Annotated in this window: 18 protein-coding genes and 1 pseudogene; 7 read left to right on the plus strand and 12 right to left on the minus strand. The window is 44.6% G+C overall.

Annotated features, from left to right (window positions below; genetic code table 11):
- Window positions 1-37: 37 nt before the first annotated feature.
- Complete coding sequence (locus AC5JL3_RS00370; RefSeq protein ID WP_496072598.1) at window positions 38-4834, minus strand: WD40 domain-containing protein; 4797 nt, start codon at window positions 4832-4834, stop codon at window positions 38-40.
- Window positions 4831-6129, minus strand: a complete 1299-nt coding sequence (locus AC5JL3_RS00375; protein ID WP_496072599.1) for an ATP-binding protein — start codon at window positions 6127-6129, stop codon at window positions 4831-4833. Before AC5JL3_RS00375 ends, AC5JL3_RS00370 begins: the two co-directional genes overlap by 4 nt.
- 322 nt (window positions 6130-6451) lie before the next feature.
- On the opposite strand from AC5JL3_RS00375, the gene AC5JL3_RS00380 reads away from it, so the two are divergent.
- Window positions 6452-7006, plus strand: a complete 555-nt coding sequence (locus AC5JL3_RS00380; RefSeq protein WP_496072632.1) for a peroxiredoxin — start codon at window positions 6452-6454, stop codon at window positions 7004-7006.
- A gap of 127 nt (window positions 7007-7133) precedes the next feature.
- On the opposite strand, the gene AC5JL3_RS00385 is transcribed toward AC5JL3_RS00380, so the two are convergent.
- From AC5JL3_RS00385 to AC5JL3_RS00395, 3 genes are all read right to left on the minus strand, one after another.
- Entirely contained in the window at window positions 7134-7442 is a 309-nt protein-coding gene (locus AC5JL3_RS00385) for a WGxxGxxG family protein (protein WP_496072600.1), read from the minus strand.
- Window positions 7443-7589: 147 nt separating this feature from the next.
- Window positions 7590-8639: a UDP-3-O-(3-hydroxymyristoyl)glucosamine N-acyltransferase gene (gene lpxD / locus AC5JL3_RS00390; protein ID WP_496072601.1), complete on the minus strand. Its 1050-nt coding sequence runs from the start codon at window positions 8637-8639 to the stop codon at window positions 7590-7592.
- 332 nt (window positions 8640-8971) lie between these two features.
- Window positions 8972-10225, minus strand: a complete 1254-nt coding sequence (locus AC5JL3_RS00395; RefSeq protein WP_496072602.1) for a BaiN/RdsA family NAD(P)/FAD-dependent oxidoreductase — start codon at window positions 10223-10225, stop codon at window positions 8972-8974.
- Window positions 10226-10970: 745 nt separating this feature from the next.
- Between AC5JL3_RS00395 and rffA the strand changes: the two genes are divergently transcribed.
- Window positions 10971-12173 (plus strand): dTDP-4-amino-4,6-dideoxygalactose transaminase, encoded by a 1203-nt coding sequence (gene rffA, locus AC5JL3_RS00400; protein WP_496072603.1) that lies wholly within the window; start codon window positions 10971-10973, stop codon window positions 12171-12173.
- Between the two features lie 4 nt (window positions 12174-12177).
- The gene (locus AC5JL3_RS00405; RefSeq protein ID WP_496072604.1) at window positions 12178-13374 is read left to right on the plus strand and encodes a glycosyltransferase family 4 protein; all 1197 of its coding nucleotides are present in this window, start codon (window positions 12178-12180) and stop codon (window positions 13372-13374) included.
- 312 nt (window positions 13375-13686) lie between these two features.
- Here AC5JL3_RS00405 and AC5JL3_RS00410 read toward each other — a convergent pair whose 3' ends face one another.
- Window positions 13687-13884: a hypothetical protein gene (locus tag AC5JL3_RS00410; RefSeq protein ID WP_192218362.1), complete on the minus strand. Its 198-nt coding sequence runs from the start codon at window positions 13882-13884 to the stop codon at window positions 13687-13689.
- Between the two features lie 44 nt (window positions 13885-13928).
- Entirely contained in the window at window positions 13929-14141 is a 213-nt protein-coding gene (locus AC5JL3_RS00415) for a hypothetical protein (RefSeq protein WP_313929820.1), read from the minus strand.
- A 127-nt stretch (window positions 14142-14268) separates the two neighbouring features.
- Here AC5JL3_RS00415 and AC5JL3_RS00420 point away from each other — a divergent pair, with 127 nt between their 5' ends.
- Window positions 14269-14439: a hypothetical protein gene (locus tag AC5JL3_RS00420; protein ID WP_496072605.1), complete on the plus strand. Its 171-nt coding sequence runs from the start codon at window positions 14269-14271 to the stop codon at window positions 14437-14439.
- Between the two features lie 72 nt (window positions 14440-14511).
- Window positions 14512-14634: pseudogene (locus AC5JL3_RS00425) on the plus strand (Uma2 family endonuclease); the annotation flags it as partial.
- Window positions 14635-14912: 278 nt separating this feature from the next.
- Here the strand turns inward: AC5JL3_RS00425 and AC5JL3_RS00430 are convergent.
- Window positions 14913-15512 carry a thioredoxin family protein gene (locus tag AC5JL3_RS00430; RefSeq protein WP_496072606.1) on the minus strand — a complete coding sequence of 200 codons (600 nt, stop codon included), beginning with the start codon at window positions 15510-15512 and terminating at the stop codon, window positions 14913-14915.
- Between the two features lie 53 nt (window positions 15513-15565).
- Here AC5JL3_RS00430 and AC5JL3_RS00435 point away from each other — a divergent pair, with 53 nt between their 5' ends.
- Window positions 15566-15970 carry an NIL domain-containing protein gene (locus tag AC5JL3_RS00435; protein ID WP_496072607.1) on the plus strand — a complete coding sequence of 135 codons (405 nt, stop codon included), beginning with the start codon at window positions 15566-15568 and terminating at the stop codon, window positions 15968-15970.
- A 259-nt stretch (window positions 15971-16229) separates the two neighbouring features.
- On the opposite strand, the gene AC5JL3_RS00440 is transcribed toward AC5JL3_RS00435, so the two are convergent.
- From AC5JL3_RS00440 to AC5JL3_RS00455, 4 genes are all read right to left on the minus strand, one after another.
- Window positions 16230-16772, minus strand: coding sequence for a bZIP transcription factor (locus AC5JL3_RS00440; protein WP_496072608.1), 543 nt, complete (start codon window positions 16770-16772; stop codon window positions 16230-16232).
- Window positions 16773-16883: 111 nt separating this feature from the next.
- Complete coding sequence (gene thiD / locus AC5JL3_RS00445) at window positions 16884-17879, minus strand: bifunctional hydroxymethylpyrimidine kinase/phosphomethylpyrimidine kinase (RefSeq protein ID WP_496072609.1); 996 nt, start codon at window positions 17877-17879, stop codon at window positions 16884-16886.
- Between the two features lie 352 nt (window positions 17880-18231).
- The gene (gene ftsZ, locus AC5JL3_RS00450) at window positions 18232-19500 is read right to left on the minus strand and encodes a cell division protein FtsZ (RefSeq protein ID WP_496072610.1); all 1269 of its coding nucleotides are present in this window, start codon (window positions 19498-19500) and stop codon (window positions 18232-18234) included.
- 197 nt (window positions 19501-19697) lie between these two features.
- A complete protein-coding gene (locus tag AC5JL3_RS00455; RefSeq protein WP_496072611.1) occupies window positions 19698-20540 on the minus strand; it encodes a cell division protein FtsQ/DivIB in 843 nt (280 codons plus the stop codon).
- 479 nt (window positions 20541-21019) lie between these two features.
- Here AC5JL3_RS00455 and AC5JL3_RS00460 point away from each other — a divergent pair, with 479 nt between their 5' ends.
- Window positions 21020-22363 carry a P-loop NTPase fold protein gene (locus AC5JL3_RS00460; protein WP_496072612.1) on the plus strand — a complete coding sequence of 448 codons (1344 nt, stop codon included), beginning with the start codon at window positions 21020-21022 and terminating at the stop codon, window positions 22361-22363.
- The last annotated feature ends 270 nt before the right edge of the window (window positions 22364-22633 follow it).

The following is a 22633-nucleotide window of genomic DNA, read 5'->3' on the forward strand; positions in this document are numbered from 1 at the left end:
TTATGGAGGGGGGCAAATACTATCGCACCAGAGTGCGCTAGCGAAGCATCCCGCAAGGGTTATCGCTTTCGCTCACATTCGGATTAGTCTTTAGATAATCTCTAAGCCAGTTGCAGCCACGCACGAGTAAATCCTCTAAACCCAAATTCCACCTAATTAGCATTACTGTGGAATCATGACTAGCTGAGGCAAGTGTCTGACCATCAGGACTAAAGCTAACGTCCCAAACCCAATCGCTATGCTTCTGAAAGGTTTGTAGTTCTGTACCATCCAAACGCCACAGTTTCACAGTGCGATCGCGGCTAGCTGAAGCAAGTGTCTGACCATCTGGGCTGAATCTGACACAAAAGACTGAACTGCTATGCCCATAAAAAGTTTGTAGTTCTGTGCCATCTAAACGCCAGAGTTTCACCGTCTGGTCATCACTAGCGGAGGCAATTGTTTGTCCGTCAGGGCTAAAGCTTACACTACAGACCTTATTGGTATGTCCTCGAAAGATTTGTAGTTCTGTGCCGTCCAAACTCCAAAGTTTTACTGTGCGATCGGTGCTAGCTGAGGCAATTATCTGCCCATCGGGGCTGAAGCAGAGACTATAAACCCGATCGCTATGCCCGTGAATGGTTTGTAGTTCTGTGCCATCCAAACTCCAAAGTTTTATTGTATTGTCACTACTCCCTGAGGCAAGCAGTTGACCATCGGGACTAAAGCTGATGCTTCTAACCCAATCACTATGCCCCTGAAACGTTCGCAATTCTGTGCCATCTAAACGCCAGAGTTTCATTGTGCGATCGCGACTACCTGAGGCAAGCAGTTGACCATCGGGACTAAAACTGACACTACCCACTAAATCGCTATGCCCACGAAAGGTTTGCAGTTCTGTGCCATCCAAACACCAGAGTTTTATTGTGCGATCGCTGCTAGCCGAGGCAAGGGTTTGACCATTCGGACTGAAGCTAACGCTACTGACCGGACTACAATGTTTATGAAATATTTGTAATTCTTGACTATTGAGATACCAAAGTTTCACTGTGCGATCGCCGCTAGCTGAGGCAAGCATCTGACCATCGGGACTGAAACTGACGCTATTGACCTTATCACTATGCCCGTGAAAGGTTTGCACTTCTGTACCATCTCCATCCAAACGCCAGAGTTTTACCGTTGTGTCCAGGCTAGCCGAAGCCAGCATCTGCCCATCGGGACTAAAGCTAATCTGATAAACCTTGTCGCCATGTCCTTGAAGGGTTTGCACTTGTGTACCGTCCAAACGCCAAACTTTTATTGTCCGGTTACTACTAGCCGCAGCAAGCCTCTGACCATCTGGGCTAAAGCTGATGTCAAAGAAACGACTTTGCCCGCGCAAGGTTTGCACTGGTGTACCATCCAAACGCCAGAGTTTGATTGTCCGGTCAAAACTAGCCGAGGCAATCATCTGCCCATCTGGACTGAAGCTGACGCTACTGACTGAACCGCTATGCCCGTGAAAGGTTTGCACTTGTGTCCCATCCAAACGCCAGAGTTTTACAGTGGTATCAAGGCTAGCTGAGGCAAGCATCTGACCATCTGGACTGAAGCTGACAGTAAAAACCTTGTCACTATGCCCGTAAAAGGTTTGCACTTCTGTACCATCCAATGCCCAAAGCTTCACTGTGCAATCATCACCCGCTGAAGCAAGCATCTGACCATCTGGACTGAAGTTGACAGTAAAAACCTTGTCGTTATGCCCGTGAAAGGTTTGCAGTTCTGTGCCATCCAATGCCCAAAGCTTCACTGTGCGGTCACTGCTAGCCGAAGCAAGCATCTGACCATTTGGACTGAAGCAGACACTTTTTAAAGCTTCCCTATGTCCATGAAAGCGATTACGCTCTCTCACAGAGTAGACTGTCTGCCGCAGCCTATCTACTGTCCTAATCTTGAGATCAGCTAGCGCTTCCATGGCTTCTAATTTTTTAACTGCCTTAATACCAGCGACTAATGCTCCCAAGTGATCATGGGATAGAAGCAAAGCTTGCGATAGTGAACTTAACGCTTCAATCTCCGCAATTTCTGCCCGCTTGCGTTCCTGCTGTTCTAAGCGCAGTACCTCTTCTTTCTCCCGCAGTGCTTGTCTCAGTTGTGCTTCTGTTAGCTTCTGTTTCTCTTTCGCTTCTACCAGTTCTTCTAGCAAGTCAGGTGCTTGTTGTTGGCGAATAAAGGCAACCAGATAGTCATGAACAAGTTGATAACGGTTAGCTGGAGATTCTGGCACCAAAAATACTAGTCCAGAACCGACTAATATCTCTAGGACTAAATCTAATTGCTTTGTCTCTGACTCAAAGCCCAATACTTCTAAATCTGCTATCAACTCAGCGCGAGTTTTGAGAGGGCGAGTCCCATTTTCATTGGTTAGTAAGTACAAAACTAGACGAGCAGCACGTTCATTTTCAGCACCACAATCTTTGATAACATCTTCAAGGGAACGCTGAACCAGTTTTTCTTTAGGATTGCTCCCTAGCTGATGATATTGTTCGAGCGTTGTGATGTAATCTGTTTGCAGTTGCGCTCCTACTACCTGCAACTCAATTGGGCGAATTTCTCCCAATTCTCCAACTAAATCCTGCACTAATTGGTCGATGAGTTCGGGTTGTAAGTAGAATTGCGATCGCTCTGTTAATTCGCGAATTACTGATTTAGCACGTTTTGGAGAAAAGTCTCCTAAATAGTACCGGATATTTTTATCTAAAATATTTTGGTTGATAACATCTAAATTTGTATAGCGATCGCACTCTAGTAAATAGTGTAAATAATCTTCTCGTAAGGATAGAATGACTTTTAGATACGGAAGATTCAGACAAACTCGAAGAAATTCATAAAATTGCTGCCGTTCACATAAATTAGTACAAATGAAGAAGAACTCTTCAAACTGGTCAAAAATCAAAACAGTTAGGAGATTACTCTCTACATTTCTTCTTAACTGTTCAATAATTGCCTCTATTGAATCAAGCTTTAGCTCTTGAGAATCAAAGGATTCGGGGCTAAAATTTTCTTCCTGATTACTTTGTGTTCTAATTTCGTTTTCCGCTAATATTTCTGCTAGCTGCCTGCCTAATTCCTTGACCCAATTCGTATAAATGACTCGTCTTAAGAGAACAGGTAAGACATTGCGATCGCTTATTGTTCGTTGTTTCAAATCTGGCACTAATCCCGCCCGCAATAGTGAGCTTTTCCCCACTCCTGACATTCCGTGAATTACAATCAGTTTGTGGTCATTGCGCGATATTCTTTCAATTAAGTTACTAATATCTTGGTGTTGTCCTGTTGCCGTAATTCGCTCTCGTGCTATTACATCTATATCTGCTGTCTGTAAGGCAGGATTCGTTACTCGTTTTAGAGGTAACAAGCTTCCTGCACCTGTAAAAGGACGGAAACCGTACTGCGCTTCGATAGAGCGTTGTTCTTGCTTAATTTCAAATGCTTTCAGGTATTCACCTTGGTTGAAATAAAGCGATCGCAAGGTTTTTAAGATGCGAATATAAAGCTGTGGATCGTATTGAGGATTACACTCTTGTCTTGCATTCTCTAAATTACTTAGCGCTTCTTGCTGTTGACCAAGGTGTTGTTGAGATTGAGCCAGTAATAACAGATATAGACTTTGATACTGTTGCCATGCCCAGCTCCAATCTTTGTTTGCATTTAAAATATGAGTAACGACTTCTGGTTCAGCATTTTTTTGTAGTGCTAGTTTCGCATAATTTCTTGCTTCGCTCCAGTTCGATTTTTTGAGAGCAACCTCAGCCAAAAGCCCATAAGCATAACCTGAAGAAGCAAGGTGACTTTTATCTCGATAAGTTTGATGCAGGTGAATTGAGTCCTTGGCAACACGTTCTACTTCATCCCACTCCTTTAATCGTGTTAAAACTTCTCCTAAGGCATTAATAAACTTAGTTGCTAAATCAGGACGATTACCCTGTTGAAATACTTTAATACACTGCTGAAAGAAAGTCTTAGCTTGTAGGCAAGCTTGCCGATACTCAGCACGATGTAAAACCGCATATCGCCGCCACCATAAGCCTAGATAGAATAACAATCCCCCATGTCGTTCTACACAATCACTATGTTTCCAAAATGCCAAACTTTGCTCATAGTATTGTCCAGCTTTTTCCATTTTTCCATTCGCTTGTGCATCTCGTCCAAGGAGGAATTGGAGATTAGCTTCTAGCTCTGGATCTAATTGCTTTACCCGCCTTTGTAAATCTCTTAAAGCTGACTCTAATTCTGAACGATGACGTGAATCAACTGCGATATTAAGCACAGCATTATCGAGAAATTTCCCAGCACCAGCGCCTAAGATTTTCTTGAAGGCATCATCAGCACTTTTGTTAATCGTATCGATGAGTTCATCTGTTGCGATCGCAAATTCAGTTGTAGTAGCAAAACTCTCTAAATCTGGGGCTAATCGAATCAACTTTTGCAGAACTTCATCATTCACCCACAAGATAACGGGAAAAAGAAAATTACGGCGAAACTCATCCCGTACTAAATTGGCAGAAACTAAAACTTTGTCAATGTTGCTAACTGCCTCCAAGCCAAACACCATTAAAGCATCAGGCTGTTCCTCGCCAAGAGCGGATTGAATCGTGGTGTAGAGTGTTTTAACAGACTCCTCTAAGACAAGTTCACGGATTTCAACCGAACAGATTTCTCGTAGTAGGGAAACCATACGCGATCGCACACTAGCATAGTTGCAGCGCACCAAAATTAGCGAGAAGCCTTCCGTTAGCTCAATCTTATTGGCAAGTGTCTGTAAAGCCTTTTCGTTAAAAGCTGCAATATCTTCAGATTCAGGCAAGTCATTCATGACTTAAACTCTTTAGCTTCTGCCAAAACTGGATTGATATCAAACCAAGAACCATCGGCATCACGGTACTCGAATACAAATAGACTTCGCAGCAGACTTTGGTAGCCTTCCTCGCCTCTTACTTTCTTAATTTGTCTAACTTGACGGAGTAACTCCCAGTCTTCATCTTTAATGCCTAACGTTAGCTCATTACAGCGTTGTTTAATCACACCTTCCAAGCAGATACGTGAAAGAGGAGGACGTTCTTTTGGAATACATTCATGCAGTAGCCGTAGTAAGTTTCGCACATGACCACCACTCACGCAGCACAATCGATCTAGAGTTTCAATACTATCAAAAACTTCTGTGACTCTATTGAGTCGTTCAGGGTGAGGTAAGTCAGGAAAGGCTCTAGTTAGTACCAGTTGTCGTAGTAACTCTATGCCAACTTCAAAGTTATTCCCCTGACGTGCTTGCACTGGTACCATTGGTAATACCTTAGCACTGCCTAAACTACTTTGCAGTTTTCCATATTCAGGAGAAAACATTAAAGCTAAGGGAATCGTATAAACCACATGACATCTCAAGCGACTTAATTGCTCACCTCGGTCAATAAATAAATACTCTGGCTGTCGTCGTCCCCAAGGTTTTGCTGTATTATCGACTTTATCTAAATTATCAACAATGACGACTAGTCCTTCTTTCCCGCGTTGCTTTAGTTTTTCATTTGCAGGGGCAAGTAGTTCGTCATTAATTGATTTTAAAATATTACTAGTTCTAGGCTCTAAATAATCCCGTAATTGGTTGCGAAGTTTAGGACTTTCTTTAGTTTGAGCTGTAACTTTAGCAATCCCTAGCGATAACTCTGCCCCCAAAGAAAAATCAATTGGGGTTTGCAAAAAGTTTGAGATTTCACCAAACAAACTAGAAAAATATCCAGGCTTCAGCTTAATGCCAACATCTTCTAAGCTTTCACTCACCTGTCGTGCGATCGCAAGTAAAATATCACTAATATCAACATCCGCCATGTCCAAGTCTTGAGATGACTCGAAGTAAACGACATGAAACGACTGTTCCTCCAATTCTTCTTTCAATCTGAGTAATTCAGTAGACTTACCACAGCCGATGTGTCCTGTAAACAACTGGCAGGTTGACTCATCAGACAGCAGAATCGTTTGCCCCAGTTCCTCAACGATTTCACCGCCCCGGACTGAAGAAAAATTGATGTAGTACTTCTGGTCGTCTGGGTTTCCCATATTTAGGGTCTTACCAGGGTTACAAGCGTTGTAGAATCTCTTCACATTTAGTGGTTTCACACTTTTCCCTCTAAATCAGGCTCTAACCTATTTTTTACTGTTGCTATTTTACAGATTCAGTAAGAAAGTTTGATGAGCTTGAAATGGCTAAAAGCCAGTAATTGACTGGACGCAGTGCTTTTTGTATACCGTTCACTAAGAGATTACTTCTAACTCCAACAGGACTTACGCAGAACCTCTACCTGTCGATGGTGCCCACCCTACTACTACGAATAGTGTTTAAACGAGCAATTGGCGTAAGTCCTATCCAAGCTGAAAGCTGACCGCTGAAAGCTGATAGATTGTAAACTTATGTAAAGTAAAACGCTCCGAATTCACCATGATGTCTCGACGCACGTTTTTAACCACTCTTTTTGCTAGCTGTCTCGCCTTCCTTGCCTGGTTGAACTTCACGCCAACTGCTAACGCCCTCGGCGGGAAACAACCTCCTCTCAATCAATCCGCACCAGAGTTCACCCTACCGACTAATACAGGTGATGGTGAGGTGTCACTTTCGGACTATCGGAGTAAGTGGGTTGTACTCTACTTCTATCCCAAGGATTTCACCTCTGGTTGTACCTTAGAAGCGCGTCGGTTTCAGCAAGACTTGCAAAAATATACAGATAGAAACGTGCAAATTCTCGGTGTTAGTGCAGACGATGTAGAGTCCCATGCTGAATTTTGTGATTCTGAAGGTCTGAAATTTCCTCTGTTGGCTGATACTGATGGAGAAGTTAGTAAAGCATATGGTTCTTGGCTTGGTTCCGTCTCTCTACGCCACACCTACATCATTGACCCAGAAGGCATTTTAAGAGAAATTTATATTGGGGTAAGACCAGCGATTCATAGTACAGAGGTGCTGGCGCGTCTGGATGAATTGCAGTCAGAAGCCTCATAAAAACCCCCAATTAAATGCAATGAAAAAACTGGTGGACATTTAATATCCACCAGTAAGATCCTTGTCTATTTCAAAAACCACTAATCAACCAAATCTGACACCCAAAAAGTTATTCGTTTTCCTTGTTTTATCGGCCGTAGTTAGTAGTCCGCACATCATCAGCTTGGCGGTAACGTACATCATCATTGCGCTTACGACCAGCAAGACCAGCAAGACCACCCAATCCGAGCAAACCTAACCAGCCCCAGTCAAAACTATCTTCATCTTCATATTCGGCTGTTTGAACACCTTGATCCGTAGTTGTGGTCGTATCAGGAGCGGTGTTGGTTTGCGCGGTAGCGGGTAGAGTGAAGGGAACAAAGGCTACGCTAGCAGCGAGAACACTAGCTCCAACAACTTTGGACAAAAGTGATTTAGATGAATTTGAACGTTGCATTATTTAAAGCTCCATTTCTTATGCTCTAAATTTATCAATTCACAACAATCTACCAATCCCTCTGTAGCTGGAAACTGACTAAGCTTTAGGTTCTCGCTGAAGGGGTAGGAAAACTCGTTTTGTTGAGTTACGCCTATTCAATTAGTATTATTTCTTGGCTTCCATCTGTCGCTGTAGCTGCTTGAGAGTTTGATAAATTTCCGGGAGGCGGCTATAAACGGCAGCAACTTTGAGAAATAGTTTGTGAGGAAGGGCGGGGATTCCACTGACAATCGCACCCGGTTCTACATCATTATGAATACCAGCTTTCGCACTCGCGATCGCACCATCTCCAATTTTCGCCTGATTTGCAATTCCCACTTGACCTGCAAGAATCACACGGTTGCCGACTTTCACACCACCCGCTAAACCGACTTGTGATGCCATTGCACAATTTTCGCCAATTTCGCACCCATGACCAATTTGCACTAAGTTATCAATCTTTGTATTCCGGGCAACTCGTGTTTCACCAACGGCAGGGCGGTCAATGGTAGTATTACAGCCGACTTCGACACCATCTTCTAGCACTGTGCAACCAGATTGTTCCATTTTGTACCAGCCTGTCGGTATAGGGACAAAGCCAAAGCCTTCTGCACCGATGACAGCACCGCTATGAATTACGCAATCTGAGCCAATTTTTGAGCGTTCGTGGATGGTGCAATTTGCGTGTAAGATAGTGCGATCGCCAATTTCGGCTTCAGGATAAATCACGACATTGGGATGAATCCAAGCGCCATTGCCAATTTTCACTTCCGCTTGAATCACGGCATGGGCGCCGATGTAAACATCTTTACCAATCTCAGCAGAAGGATGAATGACAGCAGTCGGGTGGATTTCTGGTGTCGGGTGGAAGGGTTTGTAGAAAAGTGCGATCGCTTTTGCAAAAACTAACCGGGGTTCAGATACAGCAATCCAAGCCATACCTCTTTGTGTCGCTTGTGCTTGTAGGGCTTCATCCCGTGGCAAAATCAAAGCACCTGCGGCTGTCTTACCCACCATAGCGGCAAACTTAGCTCCTTCGATATAACTGAGAGTATCGCCAGAAGCGTGTTCAATTGGTGCAACTCCAGTAATTTCTGGGTTAAATTCTGGGTTGCTAGTTAGACTATTGCGATCGGTCGCATCGCTCAGTTTTTCGGCAATTTCGCTAAACTTCATTGCAATATTTACACATTAATTGAACCGCTAAGACGCCCTATTCGCCCAGAAGTTTCAAGATGAATATTGAGAGCCTATCTGCAAGTCGCTAAACCTTTACAGTCGCCCAGTATTGTACCGCCAAGAGCATCCTAATTTTGTAAATCCAGCCTTGTAAAGGTACAAGGATATCTGCCCCCAACCCCCAATTCTGGGGGCTTCCGAACTCCTCAAAGTCCCCCAGAATTGGGGGATTTAGGGGGCTGAGCGGTCTCAAACTTGAAGCGGAGGATTTGTTTATATAGGGTAGTCTACGAGGAGAGGAGAGTGCGGTTCTGTTAGGGGTTAGGTTTTTAATTTGCCACCAGCATCGTTCCCATCGCCTGACCTGCTAACGATGCCGTTGTCCAAGCACTTTGAAAGTTAAACCCACCTGTAACGCCATCAATATCGAGAATTTCTCCAGCAAAGTAAAGCTCCGGACACTTACGGCTTTCCATCGTTTTGAAATCCACTTCCTTTAAACTCACGCCACCGCAGGTGACAAACTCTTCCTTAAAAACACCCTTCCCTTTAATGAAGTATCGCCCTTGATTGAGTTCTTGAATCAGTTGATTAAGCGCTTTCTTCGAGACTTGGGCCCAACGTTCCTCTGCACCAATACCAACATGAGTAACCAAACTCATCCAAAGGCGCTTGGGGATAGGAACCGGGCAACTTCCTGTGATTTGGCGTTGAGGCAACTGAGACTTAACCGCTAGCAGCAGTTTACGAAGGCTATCTTGGTTGTACTGAGGAAGCCAATTGATCAGTAAGGGGGTTTGATAGTGTTGATCATGCAGGAATCTTGCCCCCCAAGCAGAAAGCTTGAGAACAGCAGGCCCACTCACACCCCAATGGGTGATGAGTAAGGGCCCTGTTTGCTCATTCAAAGTAGACGGTGCATCGGGTAATCGTAGGCGGGCATCATTAACACTAACTCCTGCTAAATCTTTTAGACGAGGGTCTGGAATATTAAAGGTAAACAGAGAGGGGACAGAAGGTTCGACCGTATGACCTAAGTCTTTCGCCCAGCGGTGTCCTTGAGGATTGCTACCAGTCGCGAGGAGAAGGCGATCGCATTTTACAATCTCACCTGTTTTCAACTCAATCTCAAATTCCCCTTGAGTTGGTATGGAGTGCCGTCTGACAGACTTCACCGCAGTACCTACACGAAGTTTTACCCCAGCCTCATTAGCTGCCTTTACCAAACAATCGACAATCGTTTCTGAATTATCAGTAACGGGAAACATCCGCCCATCTGCCTCAGTTTTCAACTGAACACCATGAGACTGAAACCAGGCAACCGTATCCTTGGGTTGAAATCGTGAAAACGCCCCACGCAAGGCTTTACCACCTCTGGGATAGTATTGCACCAAGGCAGCCGGGTCAAAGCAAGCATGGGTGACATTGCAGCGTCCGCCACCAGAAATACGAACCTTAGATAAGGGTTGATGCCCAGCTTCTAATAACGTGACTTGTGCGTGAGGATGGGCAGTCGCACAGGCAATTGCCCCAAAAAAACCAGCAGCACCGCCACCAATCACCACAACTCGTAGAGGATTCAAAACTAAAAAAGTACCAAATAAATATAGAGACTAATAATTTCTATTCTGCGCTAAAGTCTTCCTTCCCAGCACCGTGCATACACATAGTTATTGAGTTCGTTCAATCTACTAACACACCCTGAAGTAAGGTCGTTTCAGTGGTATGAACTTTTTCCCACCAGCACTGCCCAGCAGACGCTGATTATTAAATTTTAGTTAAGAATACATTAATACAAAGGCAGCTCTTATCCAACTAGTACTTTCTTTATTGGTTTTCATCCATTCAAGTTTGATATGTTTAGCTAAAACGGATATCAACTACAAGACTGTTTATTAAAGCTTTTTTAGCACATATTACTTGTGAAAACTTGGTTTCAAAAAGGTTTACTCTGAATAGTATGTATCTTTATCGCCAGTTTCAAGCTTTTGTCAAGATAGGTTGACAATAGTTAATGTATCTACCATTTTTGTATTGTTTCTATTAAAAGTTGCACTTTTAAGGAAAGTTCTTGTATATTGAGATTTAAAATTACTATCAATTGTGATCAGCAAGAATTTGATATAAACTCATTGTGTTGTTTTAAAACTTAACTTTTGAAAAGCTCTATAGCCATTGAAGTTGATGGTGTGGCAGAACAGTAGGTAAAGCCACAGAATTCAGCTAAATGACAATCAAATATTAGCTAAGTTACAGTGAATTTTGGGCTGTACAGCATTGACAAGTGAGGGCGCTTCTAGCCACTCAACATCTTTTAGGTGCAATCTCATGTTAGAGCAAAAAATTTCTTTGTCTTCCATTCCCTTTTGTCGTCCCTTTGTTGTCGGAAAAGAACTTGAATATATCCGACAGACCATTGAGAACATGCATCTGAGTGGTGATGGTTCTTTTACAAAGAAGTGTCATGCATTACTAGAACAGACACTTGGAGTTCAAAAGGCGCTGCTGACGACTTCTTGTACCGATGCTTTAGAAATGGCGGCGTTGTTGTTGGATATTCAACCAGGAGATGAAGTTATTGTTCCCTCGTTCACCTTCGTCTCAACCATCAATTCTTTCGTGCTACGCGGCGCACACCCAATTTTTATCGACATTCGTCCAGATACACTCAATTTGGATGAAACCCAGCTAGAAAAACTCATCACACCTCGTACTAAAGCGATTATTCCTGTACATTACGCGGGTGTTGGGTGCGAAATGGAAGCAATTTTAAAGATTGCTCAGCGTCATGGAGTAGCGGTTATTGAGGACAATGCTCATGGGTTGTTCGCGAAGTATGACGGTAAATATTTAGGGACATTTGGTTGTTTAGCGGTTCAAAGCTTTCACGACACCAAGAACTTTATCTGTGGAGAGGGCGGCGCACTACTTATTAATGACCCTCAGTATATCGAACGGGCTGAGATTATCCGAGAGAAAGGGACTAACCGTAGCCGATTTTTCCGTGGTTTAGTCGATAAATATACCTGGGTAGATGTTGGTTCAAGCTATCTTTCATCAGATATGCTTGCCGCATTTTTGTATGCTCAGCTAGAAGCTCGCGAACAGATTCAATCGAAACGACGACAGGTATGGGAGTATTACTACAAACATCTTCAAGACTGGGCACAGGAGCATGGCATCCGGCTTCCGATTGTACCCGCCCACTGTGAACAGGCGTATCATATGTTCTACCTGCTGATGCCCTCGCTAGAGGAACGTCAAGCCTTGATTTCTCATTTGAAGGCTGAGGGAATCTCCAGTGCTTTTCACTATCTGCCATTGCACATATCGCAGATGGGACGTGGGTTTGGAGGGAAGGAAAGAGATTGCATGGTAACTGAGGATATAAGCGATCGCTTACTTCGTCTCCCGTTCTACAATGATTTAACTGAAATTGATCAAGAACGAGTCGTAGCATCAATCAAAGAATTTCATAGTTTTAGCTCAGTAAACCTGGATTACATTCCTAAAGCTCATGTAGTGAGATAAACTGATGCGTTTATTGTTTGTGCAATATGCTGGCGATTATCGTGAAGCAGCTCAGCGTTTAGCGGCAGGAGGCAGCGAAACCTATTATGCTCAAAGATATTCGGTTGACACCGTTGCTGAAATGAGAGAAACAACAGAGGAAGTTACAGTTCTTTGTTGTATGACAAAAGAACCTTACAATGAGGTTCTCCACAATGGGGTACGTGCCATTGGAGCTGGGTTTGATAAAGATATTCAAGTCAATAAATTAATAAAATTGATTGAAGAACAAAAGCCAACTCATTTAATTATGCGAACACCGATCCGAGAAGTTTTTCGGTGGGCAATAAACAATAAAATCCCGACAATAGCGACGTTTGCAGAATCAGTCTCAAGAAGAGGTTTAAGAAGCAAGTTACGCAATTTCTTACTAACAAATTTATTAAACAATAAGCAGATAGAATGGGTTGGCGCTTATGGCGTTAATTCAGCCATCTTATTCCAGAAAATAGGAGTTAAACCCGATAAAATAATTCCTTGGGATTTCATTGCTACTGATACACCGGACTCGTTCTCTCCTAAAAAACTTCCCGATTGCGGAAAGAGTTGGGAACTTTTTTATATCGGTTCAATGATAGAAGCTAAGGGTGTTGGTGATGCCTTAGAAGCGTTAGCTCGGTTAAAAGTAAAGAACTTCCCAGTAAGGTTAAAGATAGCGGGTCGAGATGAGAAAGACTACTTTCTCAATAAAGCAAAGCAGTTAAAAATTGAGGATTATGTAGATTTCTTGGGATTGGTACCTAATAGTAGCGTATTACCATTGATGAGAGAAGCGGATATCGTTTTAGTTCCTAGTCGGCATGAATATCCAGAAGGTTTTCCCCTAGCTATTACTCATGCGCTTTGCGCGAGAACTCCAATCATTGCTTCAGATCACCCGATGTTTCTAGACAATTTAAAAAATGGTGTGAGTGCAATGATTTTCTCATCGGCTAACCCAATCGCTTTATCAGACTGTATTGAAAAACTCCTTTCAAATCCGGAGCTTTATTGGAGCCTTTCTGTGGAATCTTATGAAGCTTGGAAGCAGTTACAAATCCCGGTAAAATGGGCTGATATGATTAAACATTGGCTTAATAATTCACCAGGAAATAAGCAATGGTTGTTTGAGCACAGTCTTTCTTCTGGGCGCTACAACATGAATAGTGCGAGAGAAAAGTAAGGGAGACACTGATTGACTAACAAAATTGGAGGCAGAGGGTAGTTCAACCCTTTGTAGAAGGGCTTTTCCGGTTTACTGTATCATGTACTCGCCATAGCCAAGGGTACATTTCCAATAAACGCTCAAAGATAACCACTCATCACCAGTAAATTTTCGGAATTAGCCCTCAACAGTAGTACATAAGTTTGCTCAAACTTTTATTATTAACTGTACCAGTTTCAAATTAGAAGAATAGGGAATCAAACTTCTAACAGAGCTTCTGAATATAGAGGGAATAAAAGTAATTTCGCAGCGTCAGAGCTTCCAAATCACTCAATAGCGTCGTGTTTTCTGAACGCCGTAAACAAGACCTGTAGCAATTGAGAGCAAAATCAATACCCAAAGTACGGCCCCGGGAAGAAACGTCAGAACACCAAAGCCTCTAAGTAAATAGACAACAACAGTAACGGCAACAGTAACGGCAAAAACGTAAGTAACAATTAAAGTTTCAGACGGAGGAGATGGAGTCACAGGCTGATACCCAATAAATAATCAAACACTTGAGGCACTTAACATTACCACCGCCTCAGACTTCTGATGCCCCCCAGGATACCTGCACCAATTGTAAATAGAACGATCGCCCAAATGAGGTATTCCGGAATTTGCTTGAGAACACCTGTCCCTCTCAGCACCAGAATAATGGCAGTAACAACCAAAGCAATGCCAGCAATATATAAGAGGATAATTATTGCTTGGCTGGGGGGACGGCGATTAGGGGGCAGTGTCACAAATATGGCTCCTGAGATGATGGAAGCATCACGGCACCTATTTTTACAGAATTCGGGCAAGAAAGCCCACTTTTTTAGGTGTGGGATGAATAACTCTAGAAACTAGCAGACTTTTCAGAGTATTTTTTTGCAGGACAAGGTAAAAGGTCAGTACACGATCGCGTTTAAAATTGATAAATCTTTATTCCCTGGTAGTGAGGTTGAGTCTAAATCTGAGTCTGTCCCTGAACAACATGCGATCGCAGGTTTCACACTCCTAAGTGCTACCTTCATCGCTCGTCGTCTCCTGAAGGCGTAAGCTGGATTAAACGAAGCCCCACCCCTACTTGTCGTTGAAGTTGTCAGCGAATCAACCAAAAGCACTGACTATGGCGCTAAACGGGCAGAATACAGCGTCCTGGATATTCCTGAATATTGGATTGTTGACCCTCTCAATGCCAAAGTAAGTGTTCTCACCAAAAATGATGCCTGGTGCCATATACGGTTTACCTAGCCTGCTTTGGATTGACCAATGCAATAATTCTGCGTAGAGCAAGCCAGCAACATCCTGATGATCTAAGTGTGGGGCACGGGTCACAAATAGCTCTCCATCAATAATCTCGTAACGATTGCCGTTATCGGGGAAACCTTCTAAATCAGCGATCGTCCACCGGACTTGTTCAGAGATTGCTGGAGTCATCGGCACCGCTCCCAAGTACAAGTAATTCCATTATTGTGGATTCACAAGAAGCTTAACAACCAAAAACCAAAAACCAACAACCAACAACGACATTACTGCTTTACCTGAGTACCATGGCTACGTGGATCATCTTGAGCTTGTGGTGTTGACACAGGGGCTTCAAAACTAGAAACCTGTCCGCTACCTTGGGTATAAGGGAGAGGGAGAGAAGCTACCAAAGCGTCTAAGTTTGCCTGCATTACGGGACGAGGTTGTTCACCAATTGCCTGCGCGATCGCTTTTCCGTCTTGACCTAAAAACACAAAATGAGGAATCCCATCCACCCGGTAGTTGAGGACTTCTGGTAACCACTTGCTGTTATCGACATTCAGCATCACAAAGTTGACAGACTCAGCGTATTGCTGTTTCAGTTCACCCAAATCCTTCGCCATCGCCTGACAACTGGTACACCAGTTAGCATAGAATTCCAGCAACGTTGGCTTGCCATTGCTTAAGGCAATTTCCAGTGGTGTCGCTTCTTCTGCTTGTGTGTCGAGGGAGGTAGCACCTGTTTTTGTTTGTAATGCCAGGAAAAGGACAACACTCAGCGCGATCGCAACTAGTGCAATTAAGAAATTTCTGATGCGAGTGCCGTTAGTCGTTCCAGACTTCTGGGGAGAAGTCGCTGCCGAGTCAGGTAAATTTGCCGCCATGCTTAACCAAACTTATAATTTGTTAACTTTTACAAAAACACTCTAACAAGACGATGAAAAAACGGGTAACCCTAACTTTTCCCAAACGCACGGTTCAGATGCCAGTGACATACCGACTGGCAAAAGATTTTAATGTGGCAGCCAATATTATCCGTGCCCAAGTTGCTCCGAATCAAATCGGTACGCTAGTGGTGGAACTACTAGGGGATATTGATGAGTTAGATGCGGCGATTGAGTGGATGCGATCGCAAGACATTAATGTTTCTCTAGTTGGTCGTGAGATTCTTATCAATGAAGAGAGTTGTGTCGATTGTGGCTTATGTACTGGAGTCTGTCCTACAGAAGCGCTCACGCTCAATCCTAAAGACTTCAAACTAAACTTTACGCGATCGCGTTGTATCGTTTGTGAACAGTGTATTCCTACTTGTCCGGTTCAGGCGATTTCGACCAATCTTTAGCTCAATCCGAGTTGATGATTGCATTTAGCCAATTGTCCGCACTAGCGCAGTCCTTCGTTAAACGAGTGCCAACGTGACCTAAAGGGCATTCTAGAGGCTTTTGAAGAGCAGCTTCCCCATCCAGAGAGGGGAGGGGTTCGAGCCAATACTGTAGGCGTTTTGAAGCGAATAGGGCGGTAAATACACGCCTGTTTTGACATCAATAGCAGCCATTGTGAAACCTGGGATTAACCCATCATCACCTAACTGACACTACGGCTTAACGATTGCTGTTGTTTAACAATGGTCGCACCACCCAAAAGCCAGCGCCAAAGGCTGTCAAGACAATTCCTAAGATGGCTACCACTAAAAACCAGCCGTTGATATCAGAGAGTCCTTCGGAGTGGGATGTGCGACGAGGACGAGGTTCTTCTTGTTCAATCACCACCGTCTCCTTGTAGGGACCGAAATCCGGTTCAGAGTTTTGGACAGAAGAAGGAAATTCAACATTGGGAACACTAGCAGTCGGTCGATGCGGTGACGAGGGTGGCATCGGACGAGGCACATCACCCTGATTCGCCTGTCCAAATGTTGAGACAATCTGCTGGAGGTGTTGGGCTGACTGAACAACTTTTTCAACTTCTTGTCGCAGTTGTTGATTTTGTTTGACTAGGTGCTGGTTTTGTGATGTGAGAGAATCCAGCTTTGCCTGTGCTGTTTGTAACTCAGCCGCTAGTTCCCGATAAACAGAAATTGGAACTGACGGACAATAGGCGTTTGATGGTGTTGGCGGCACGTAGCGATCGGTTGACGGGTTTTGCATAAAGGGCTTAATCAGGGAAATAGAGGTTATGAGTACAGCAAAACGTCTGTAAGGCAAGGATAGTTGAAGTTTGACTTCAAATGCAGCATTTTTTTGGTGAAATTTGCTTGCCTATTCAACCTTACTCGCACCGACATTCAAATTTAGGGTATCGGCAGGTAATAGTGGAAAAAAGTGTCCAACAGGACCTGTCCCCTGACCGATGTCAAGAGCGTACTTTAATGCAGTTGTTACATAATCCTTCGCCAACCGCACGGCAGATAACGGGTCTTTGCCAAGTGCTAAATTTGCTGCGATCGCACTACTCAAGGTACAACCCGTTCCATGAGTATTTGATGTCTCTACCGACTCTGTATAAAGAGTCAATAAAGTTTGACCATCAAACCAGACATCCACACCATGAAGATTGCCCGTCATTGCTCCTCCTTTTACCAAAACGGCTTTTGCCCCCAATTGGTGAATGCGTTGAGCCGAAGATTGCATATCGTCTAGGGTATGAAGTTCCAAACCACTTAGAATTTGCGCTTCGTAACGGTTAGGCGTCACAATTGTCGCCAATGGTATTAAAGCATCCCGCAAGGACTCTATAGCCTGGTCATCAATAAGTTGGGCACCAGTACGGGACACCATCACTGGGTCTACTACCAAGTTATTTAGCCCTTGCTCCTTTACTTGTGAGGCAACAGCCTCAATAATTTCTTGGTTGAGTAACATCCCAGTTTTTGTGGCTTGGACACCGATATCACCAACTACCGCCGCGATTTGGGCAACTACCGATGCTACAGGTAGAGCATCAACCCGTGTCACGCCTTGAGTATTTTGGGCTGTCACACAGGTTAGGGCGCTTGTGCCATGAATACAGTGAATTGCGAATGTCTTTAAATCTGCCTGAATCCCTGCGCCGCCACCACTATCTGAACCCGCAATCGTTAAAGCAACAGGGACGCGGGAGCGAGTCGTATACCAAGTTATGTCCTGTTGTTGCAGATTGGTTGAAGTCACTGGAGTATTGGAGGAGAAGTTTTCCTGCTGCACTGTTCCAAGTGCTTCTCCTGATTGTTGAGAAGTAAGTGATATCTCTGATTGCAACTTTGTATCCGCTATCATCTTAAGAAAAATAAATATTTTAAATTAGTGTTGAAGCAAATGAGGAACAAGGATACCTACCAGTGATGTTCTCAATTTGCTCTGGTATCAGCCTACGGCATTGTCAGCTTGCGATCGCATTTTGCTCGGCTAGTGCAGGCAGTTTTGAGTGCTTTGCACTGTAGATCAGCTAGGCTCTAAGATCGCTCACTCTTCAGCCGCGTTAATATTTTGCCTCCAGCCAACAGAATCTGGTTGCAGGATAAAGCTTCAGACCGAATTCCCAGCCAAATCACTGATGAAAGGAAATGTCTTGAATAAGTGAAACGTATCAAGACGCTTTCACTTCAAGCTTTCCTTCTCTTGACTTCCTCTAGGGCTTAGGGAAACGGCGCCGTTGCAGGAATTCCGGAATATCCAATCCAGGTCTACTGCCGGGGTCCATCTTTTGCGGTGAAGGTGGATTTGGGATTGGTGTAATCGGTCGCCGTTGCTGATAGGGAATTTCTCTTGCCACTGGTACAGTCGGGCTTTCTCCACTAAATCCGGTAGCAATCACCGTGATTCTGATCTCACCTTGAAGTTTTTCATCAATCACAGCACCAAAAATAATATTGGCGTTGGGATCAACCACCTCATAAACGGTTTCTGCGGCTGCATTAACTTCGTGGAGCGTGAGATCGCTGCCACCTGTGATATTAAAGACAACACCTCTTGCTCCTTCAATTGAGGACTCAAGTAGAGGAGAGGAAATTGCTGCCATCGCGGCTTCTCTGGCACGCGACTTTCCAGAACCAACACCGATCCCCATTAACGCTGAACCCGCATCCGCCATTACAGCACGGACATCGGCAAAATCAACGTTAACTAGACCCGGAATCGTAATAATATCGGAGATTCCTTGCACCCCTTGGCGCAAGATATCATCGGCAACCCGAAAAGCTTCCTGAACGGGTGTCTGTTCTGAAATTACCGACAGCAATTTGTTGTTGGGAATCACGATCAGAGTATCCACCCGGCTTTGCAAAGCGGCAATGCCCTCCTCGGCTTGAGAAGTCCGGCGACGTCCCTCAAAGGTAAACGGGCGGGTGACAACACCAACCGTTAGGGAACCCATTTCCTTTGCCACTTCAGCAACAATTGGGGCAGCACCTGTACCTGTACCGCCTCCCATGCCAGCCGTAATGAAAACGAGGTCAGTATTTTCTAGAGCATGAGCAATTTCATCGCGGGATTCTTCGGCGGCTTTCTGACCAATCGCTGGATTACCACCTGCACCAAGCCCTCGTGTCAATTTCTGCCCCATTTGTAACCGCTTGGGAGCAGACGCTTGAGCCAGTGCCTGAGCATCTGTATTGATCGACCAGAACTCTACCCCAGCCACCTCACTTTCAATCATGCGGTTGACTGCATTGCCCCCACCGCCGCCAACACCAATAACTTTAATTTTGGCAACACTACCTGGCACGATATTGTCACTCCTCATTTCTTCCCTGGGGATTCCCTTGGAATCATGCTTGTGGCCGAACTGTAGTCCGGAATTGCTGAAGGGATGGCTATTGTCCACTTCAATTGAAAGATCAGCGGCGGATGTGATACGAGAGCTTTGATGGTCAAGCCCTAGTTTACTATTAAGCGTCATTGCAATAGGTTAGGGTCGATATACAACTTTATCAGTTATAGGTAGCAATCTGAGTCAACTATAGGGTAAGTCGATTGAAAAACCAACGAATGCTTGTTGAACTGCCGAATGGGGTTCCAGAGGCTAGTTGTCAAACATCGCTGGTAAGAATTTAACAATAGACTTGAATGCACCTTTGTAACACTCTTTTTTTAATCTTAATCAGCGTCCGATTGAACAGAGACATTTTCTTTTGTCATTTGAATTGCCGGAAAGTCTGGATTTTTGAGGTTAATGTAGGCGATTTTGCTGGGGCTTACACGAGTTGGTAATTCTCGCATCCGATCCAAAATACCCAGTTGCTCACTAAATCTGGAACTGTAAGGACCAAAGTGAACGTTTCCCAATTCGGTTTTCAGGATTAAATTAGCTGGATCTTGCCAATCTATCTCGAAAACTTTGACGGGTGAGTGGCTTACGGCTTGGTAAACTTCTGACCAATAGGGACGATACTGATCGCTAGAGCCAATAACCTTCAGCGTAGGCAACTCTACGTTGGCAGAGTTTGACTGATAGCTACTTTCGGGCATCAAGACACCCTCTTCATCCAGTAATCCTCCTGGCTGATTGGAGTGGGAACTTTTGGCGTTTTTTGACGCGGCGGCTTGGGCAATCGCCACTGGCTTACGCTCTTTCACTTGAATTGTTAGTCCAGGTGGTACCAGTTGCCGACTGACTGTTGCTTCCGCAATGGGGGCTTGAGATTCCAATGAGTTGGCGATCGCTTGGGGTTGGACTTTTAGTAAAGATTGCGGATACGACAAGGGCAATAGCGAACGAATCGCTTGGGCGGAAAGAAAATGATTGCCCTCGATCACAATTTGTTCCGGTTGACGAATCACCCATTCGGGTAAAGTAATCGCCCAGACCAAACTGGTTGCCATCCCACCGACAAACAGCGATCGCCAAAGTGCTTGAAATGATTTAACCCGGCGCTCACGTCGTAGCTTTTTGCGTCGGGTGGTTAATTGGGTTTGAGAGACTGATGCGATGTTTGCCATCTACTACCGCTCAATCAAGAAAGAACATAAGTGAATGTAATGTGTTTGTTGAACTGCTTAACGAAGGAAGAGTAACGGGCTGCTGGGTAGAACCCCTTTAGCCGTACTCCCGTATCCACTTAGCTCACGATACTTTTTCATTGAACCACTCCTTTTCCCGACGCTATAAGTATGCCAATTATTGCCGCTATCGGCTCTAATTCACTAGAGCTTTTCTGAACCTTCAGAAATTTCCCAAATGCCTGTGGTTAACTGTTCGCGGTTGTTTATTGACAGGAAACCCGTCAAGGTTCAACGACAAAAGTCTTCCGCAAGGGGGTGTCTTTTCCCGACTCCCTACTCCTTAGCCCAGAGGGGCTTGGTCAATCCGACCTGGGTGAGGGCTGTCTTTCCCTTGCGTTAGGGAGGGTAGAGACACTATAAAGTCTTACATCCAAATGCGACAGGTGATCAGGAAAGACACCTGTAAAGTAGTAAGAATGGACTTGCATCTACTAACATTTTTCAAAGCGTGTAACCCTGCAAAGACTTTAATTGTAGGGAATCCTGATGATCGTCAGTACTATATCGATTTTTCCTCCGTGCGGGGCGGTAGGATTATCGAAGCCCTAGGACGAACCATCACTCGTCTTTCTCCAGATGAGCCGACCTGTCAGCTATTTACCGGACACATTGGTTGTGGAAAGTCTACCGAGCTGTTTCGACTCAAAGCTCAGTTGGAGCAGCAGCAATTTCATGTCGTTTATTTTGAGTCTTCTCAAGACTTGGACATGGCGGATGTTGATATCAGCGATATTTTGCTCAGCATCGCCAAGTCAGTGAGCGAAAGCTTGGAAGCGATTGGTATCCACCTTCGACCCCAGTATTTTGCGAGATTATTCAACGACATCAAAGACTTTTTCCAAACCCCGATTGATTTGTCTGCTGAAGCCGAACTCTCGCTCGGTATTGGCAAAATTACAGCTAAAACCAAAGACAGCCCTCAACTGCGCGAACAACTCAGGCAGCACCTAGAACCCCGAACTCAAGGTATTTTGAGTGCGATCAATGAAGAAATTCTAGGGCGAGGGATTGAAGAACTCAAGGGACGCGGCAAGAAAGGCTTGGTGGTGATTATTGATAATCTTGACCGAGTTGATAATCGCCCGATGCCCTCTGGGCGATCGCAACCAGAGTACCTCTTCATCGACCGTGGTTCTCAGTTGCGGCGATTGAACTGCCACGTTGTTTACACCTTACCCTTGGATTTGATGTTCTCCAATGAATATGAAACCCTAAAAAATCGCTTAGGGGGTGGGGTAGCCCCGAAAGTCTTGCCGATGGTGCCGATACAGCTCCGAGATGGTCGAGACTCTCCCAAAGGAATAACTCTGTTGCAACAACTGGTACTGGCACGAGCCTTTCCCGATGTTGATGCTCAGGCGCGGCTGAGTTTGATTCCCAAGGTTTTTGACAGTCTGGCAACCCTTAACCGTCTATGTCGTATTAGCGGGGGTCATGTCCGCAACTTATTGGGGCTGCTCTATAGCTGCCTACAACAGGAAGATCCTCCCCTATCACGCCGATGCCTGGAGAGTGTCATCAAAAGCAACCGTGATGACCTCACACTGGGCGTGGACGATGAAGAATGGGAGTTGCTGTCCCAAGTGGTGCATCAGCAGGTTGTCAAAGGTGAAAGGGAGTACCAAGTTCTGCTACGCAGTGGGTTTGTCTATGAATACCGGGATGAGTTGGGTCGCTGGTTTGGGATCAACCCAGCCTTGGTAGAAACAGAACGGTTTCGTTCTTTGAGTGCAGTAACTAATAAAAGTTCCGTTTCGTAGAAGTCCAGCACTCAACTGCCGTGCCAACAGCAAGGATTCAGTCGGGTAGGTAGTGTCTACCTACCCCTGTCAAACTGGCAGGTTTTAGGTGGCGTTTGTCTAGGGTGAGCGGCGAGTCTTGGAGTTAGAATTTTCCCGAAGTCCCAAGCTTTCCAAGTCTTGCTCTAGATTTTCCCCTAAAACCTACCACCTACGCGCCTTAAACAAGACACAGGGCTAGCCGTGTCTACCCTACTGCAAGTTGTAGCAAAATCAACGATTTATCAGCGT

This window comes from Symplocastrum torsivum (assembly GCF_059505465.1).

Bases quoted from the DNA above. Each gene is read 5' to 3' on its own strand.
- AC5JL3_RS00370 (WP_496072598.1), bottom strand. From the start codon at position 4,834: ATGAATGACTTGCCTGAATCTGAAGATATTGCAGCTTTTAACGAAAAG.
- AC5JL3_RS00380 (WP_496072632.1), top strand. From the start codon at position 6,452: ATGTCTCGACGCACGTTTTTAACCACTCTTTTTGCTAGCTGTCTCGCC.
- AC5JL3_RS00385 (WP_496072600.1), bottom strand. From the start codon at position 7,442: ATGCAACGTTCAAATTCATCTAAATCACTTTTGTCCAAAGTTGTTGGA.
- lpxD (WP_496072601.1), bottom strand. From the start codon at position 8,639: ATGAAGTTTAGCGAAATTGCCGAAAAACTGAGCGATGCGACCGATCGC.
- rffA (WP_496072603.1), top strand. From the start codon at position 10,971: ATGTTAGAGCAAAAAATTTCTTTGTCTTCCATTCCCTTTTGTCGTCCC.
- AC5JL3_RS00405 (WP_496072604.1), top strand. From the start codon at position 12,178: ATGCGTTTATTGTTTGTGCAATATGCTGGCGATTATCGTGAAGCAGCT.
- AC5JL3_RS00430 (WP_496072606.1), bottom strand. From the start codon at position 15,512: ATGGCGGCAAATTTACCTGACTCGGCAGCGACTTCTCCCCAGAAGTCT.
- AC5JL3_RS00435 (WP_496072607.1), top strand. From the start codon at position 15,566: ATGAAAAAACGGGTAACCCTAACTTTTCCCAAACGCACGGTTCAGATG.
- AC5JL3_RS00440 (WP_496072608.1), bottom strand. From the start codon at position 16,772: ATGCAAAACCCGTCAACCGATCGCTACGTGCCGCCAACACCATCAAAC.
- thiD (WP_496072609.1), bottom strand. From the start codon at position 17,879: ATGATAGCGGATACAAAGTTGCAATCAGAGATATCACTTACTTCTCAA.
- ftsZ (WP_496072610.1), bottom strand. From the start codon at position 19,500: ATGACGCTTAATAGTAAACTAGGGCTTGACCATCAAAGCTCTCGTATC.
- AC5JL3_RS00455 (WP_496072611.1), bottom strand. From the start codon at position 20,540: ATGGCAAACATCGCATCAGTCTCTCAAACCCAATTAACCACCCGACGC.
- AC5JL3_RS00460 (WP_496072612.1), top strand. From the start codon at position 21,020: ATGGACTTGCATCTACTAACATTTTTCAAAGCGTGTAACCCTGCAAAG.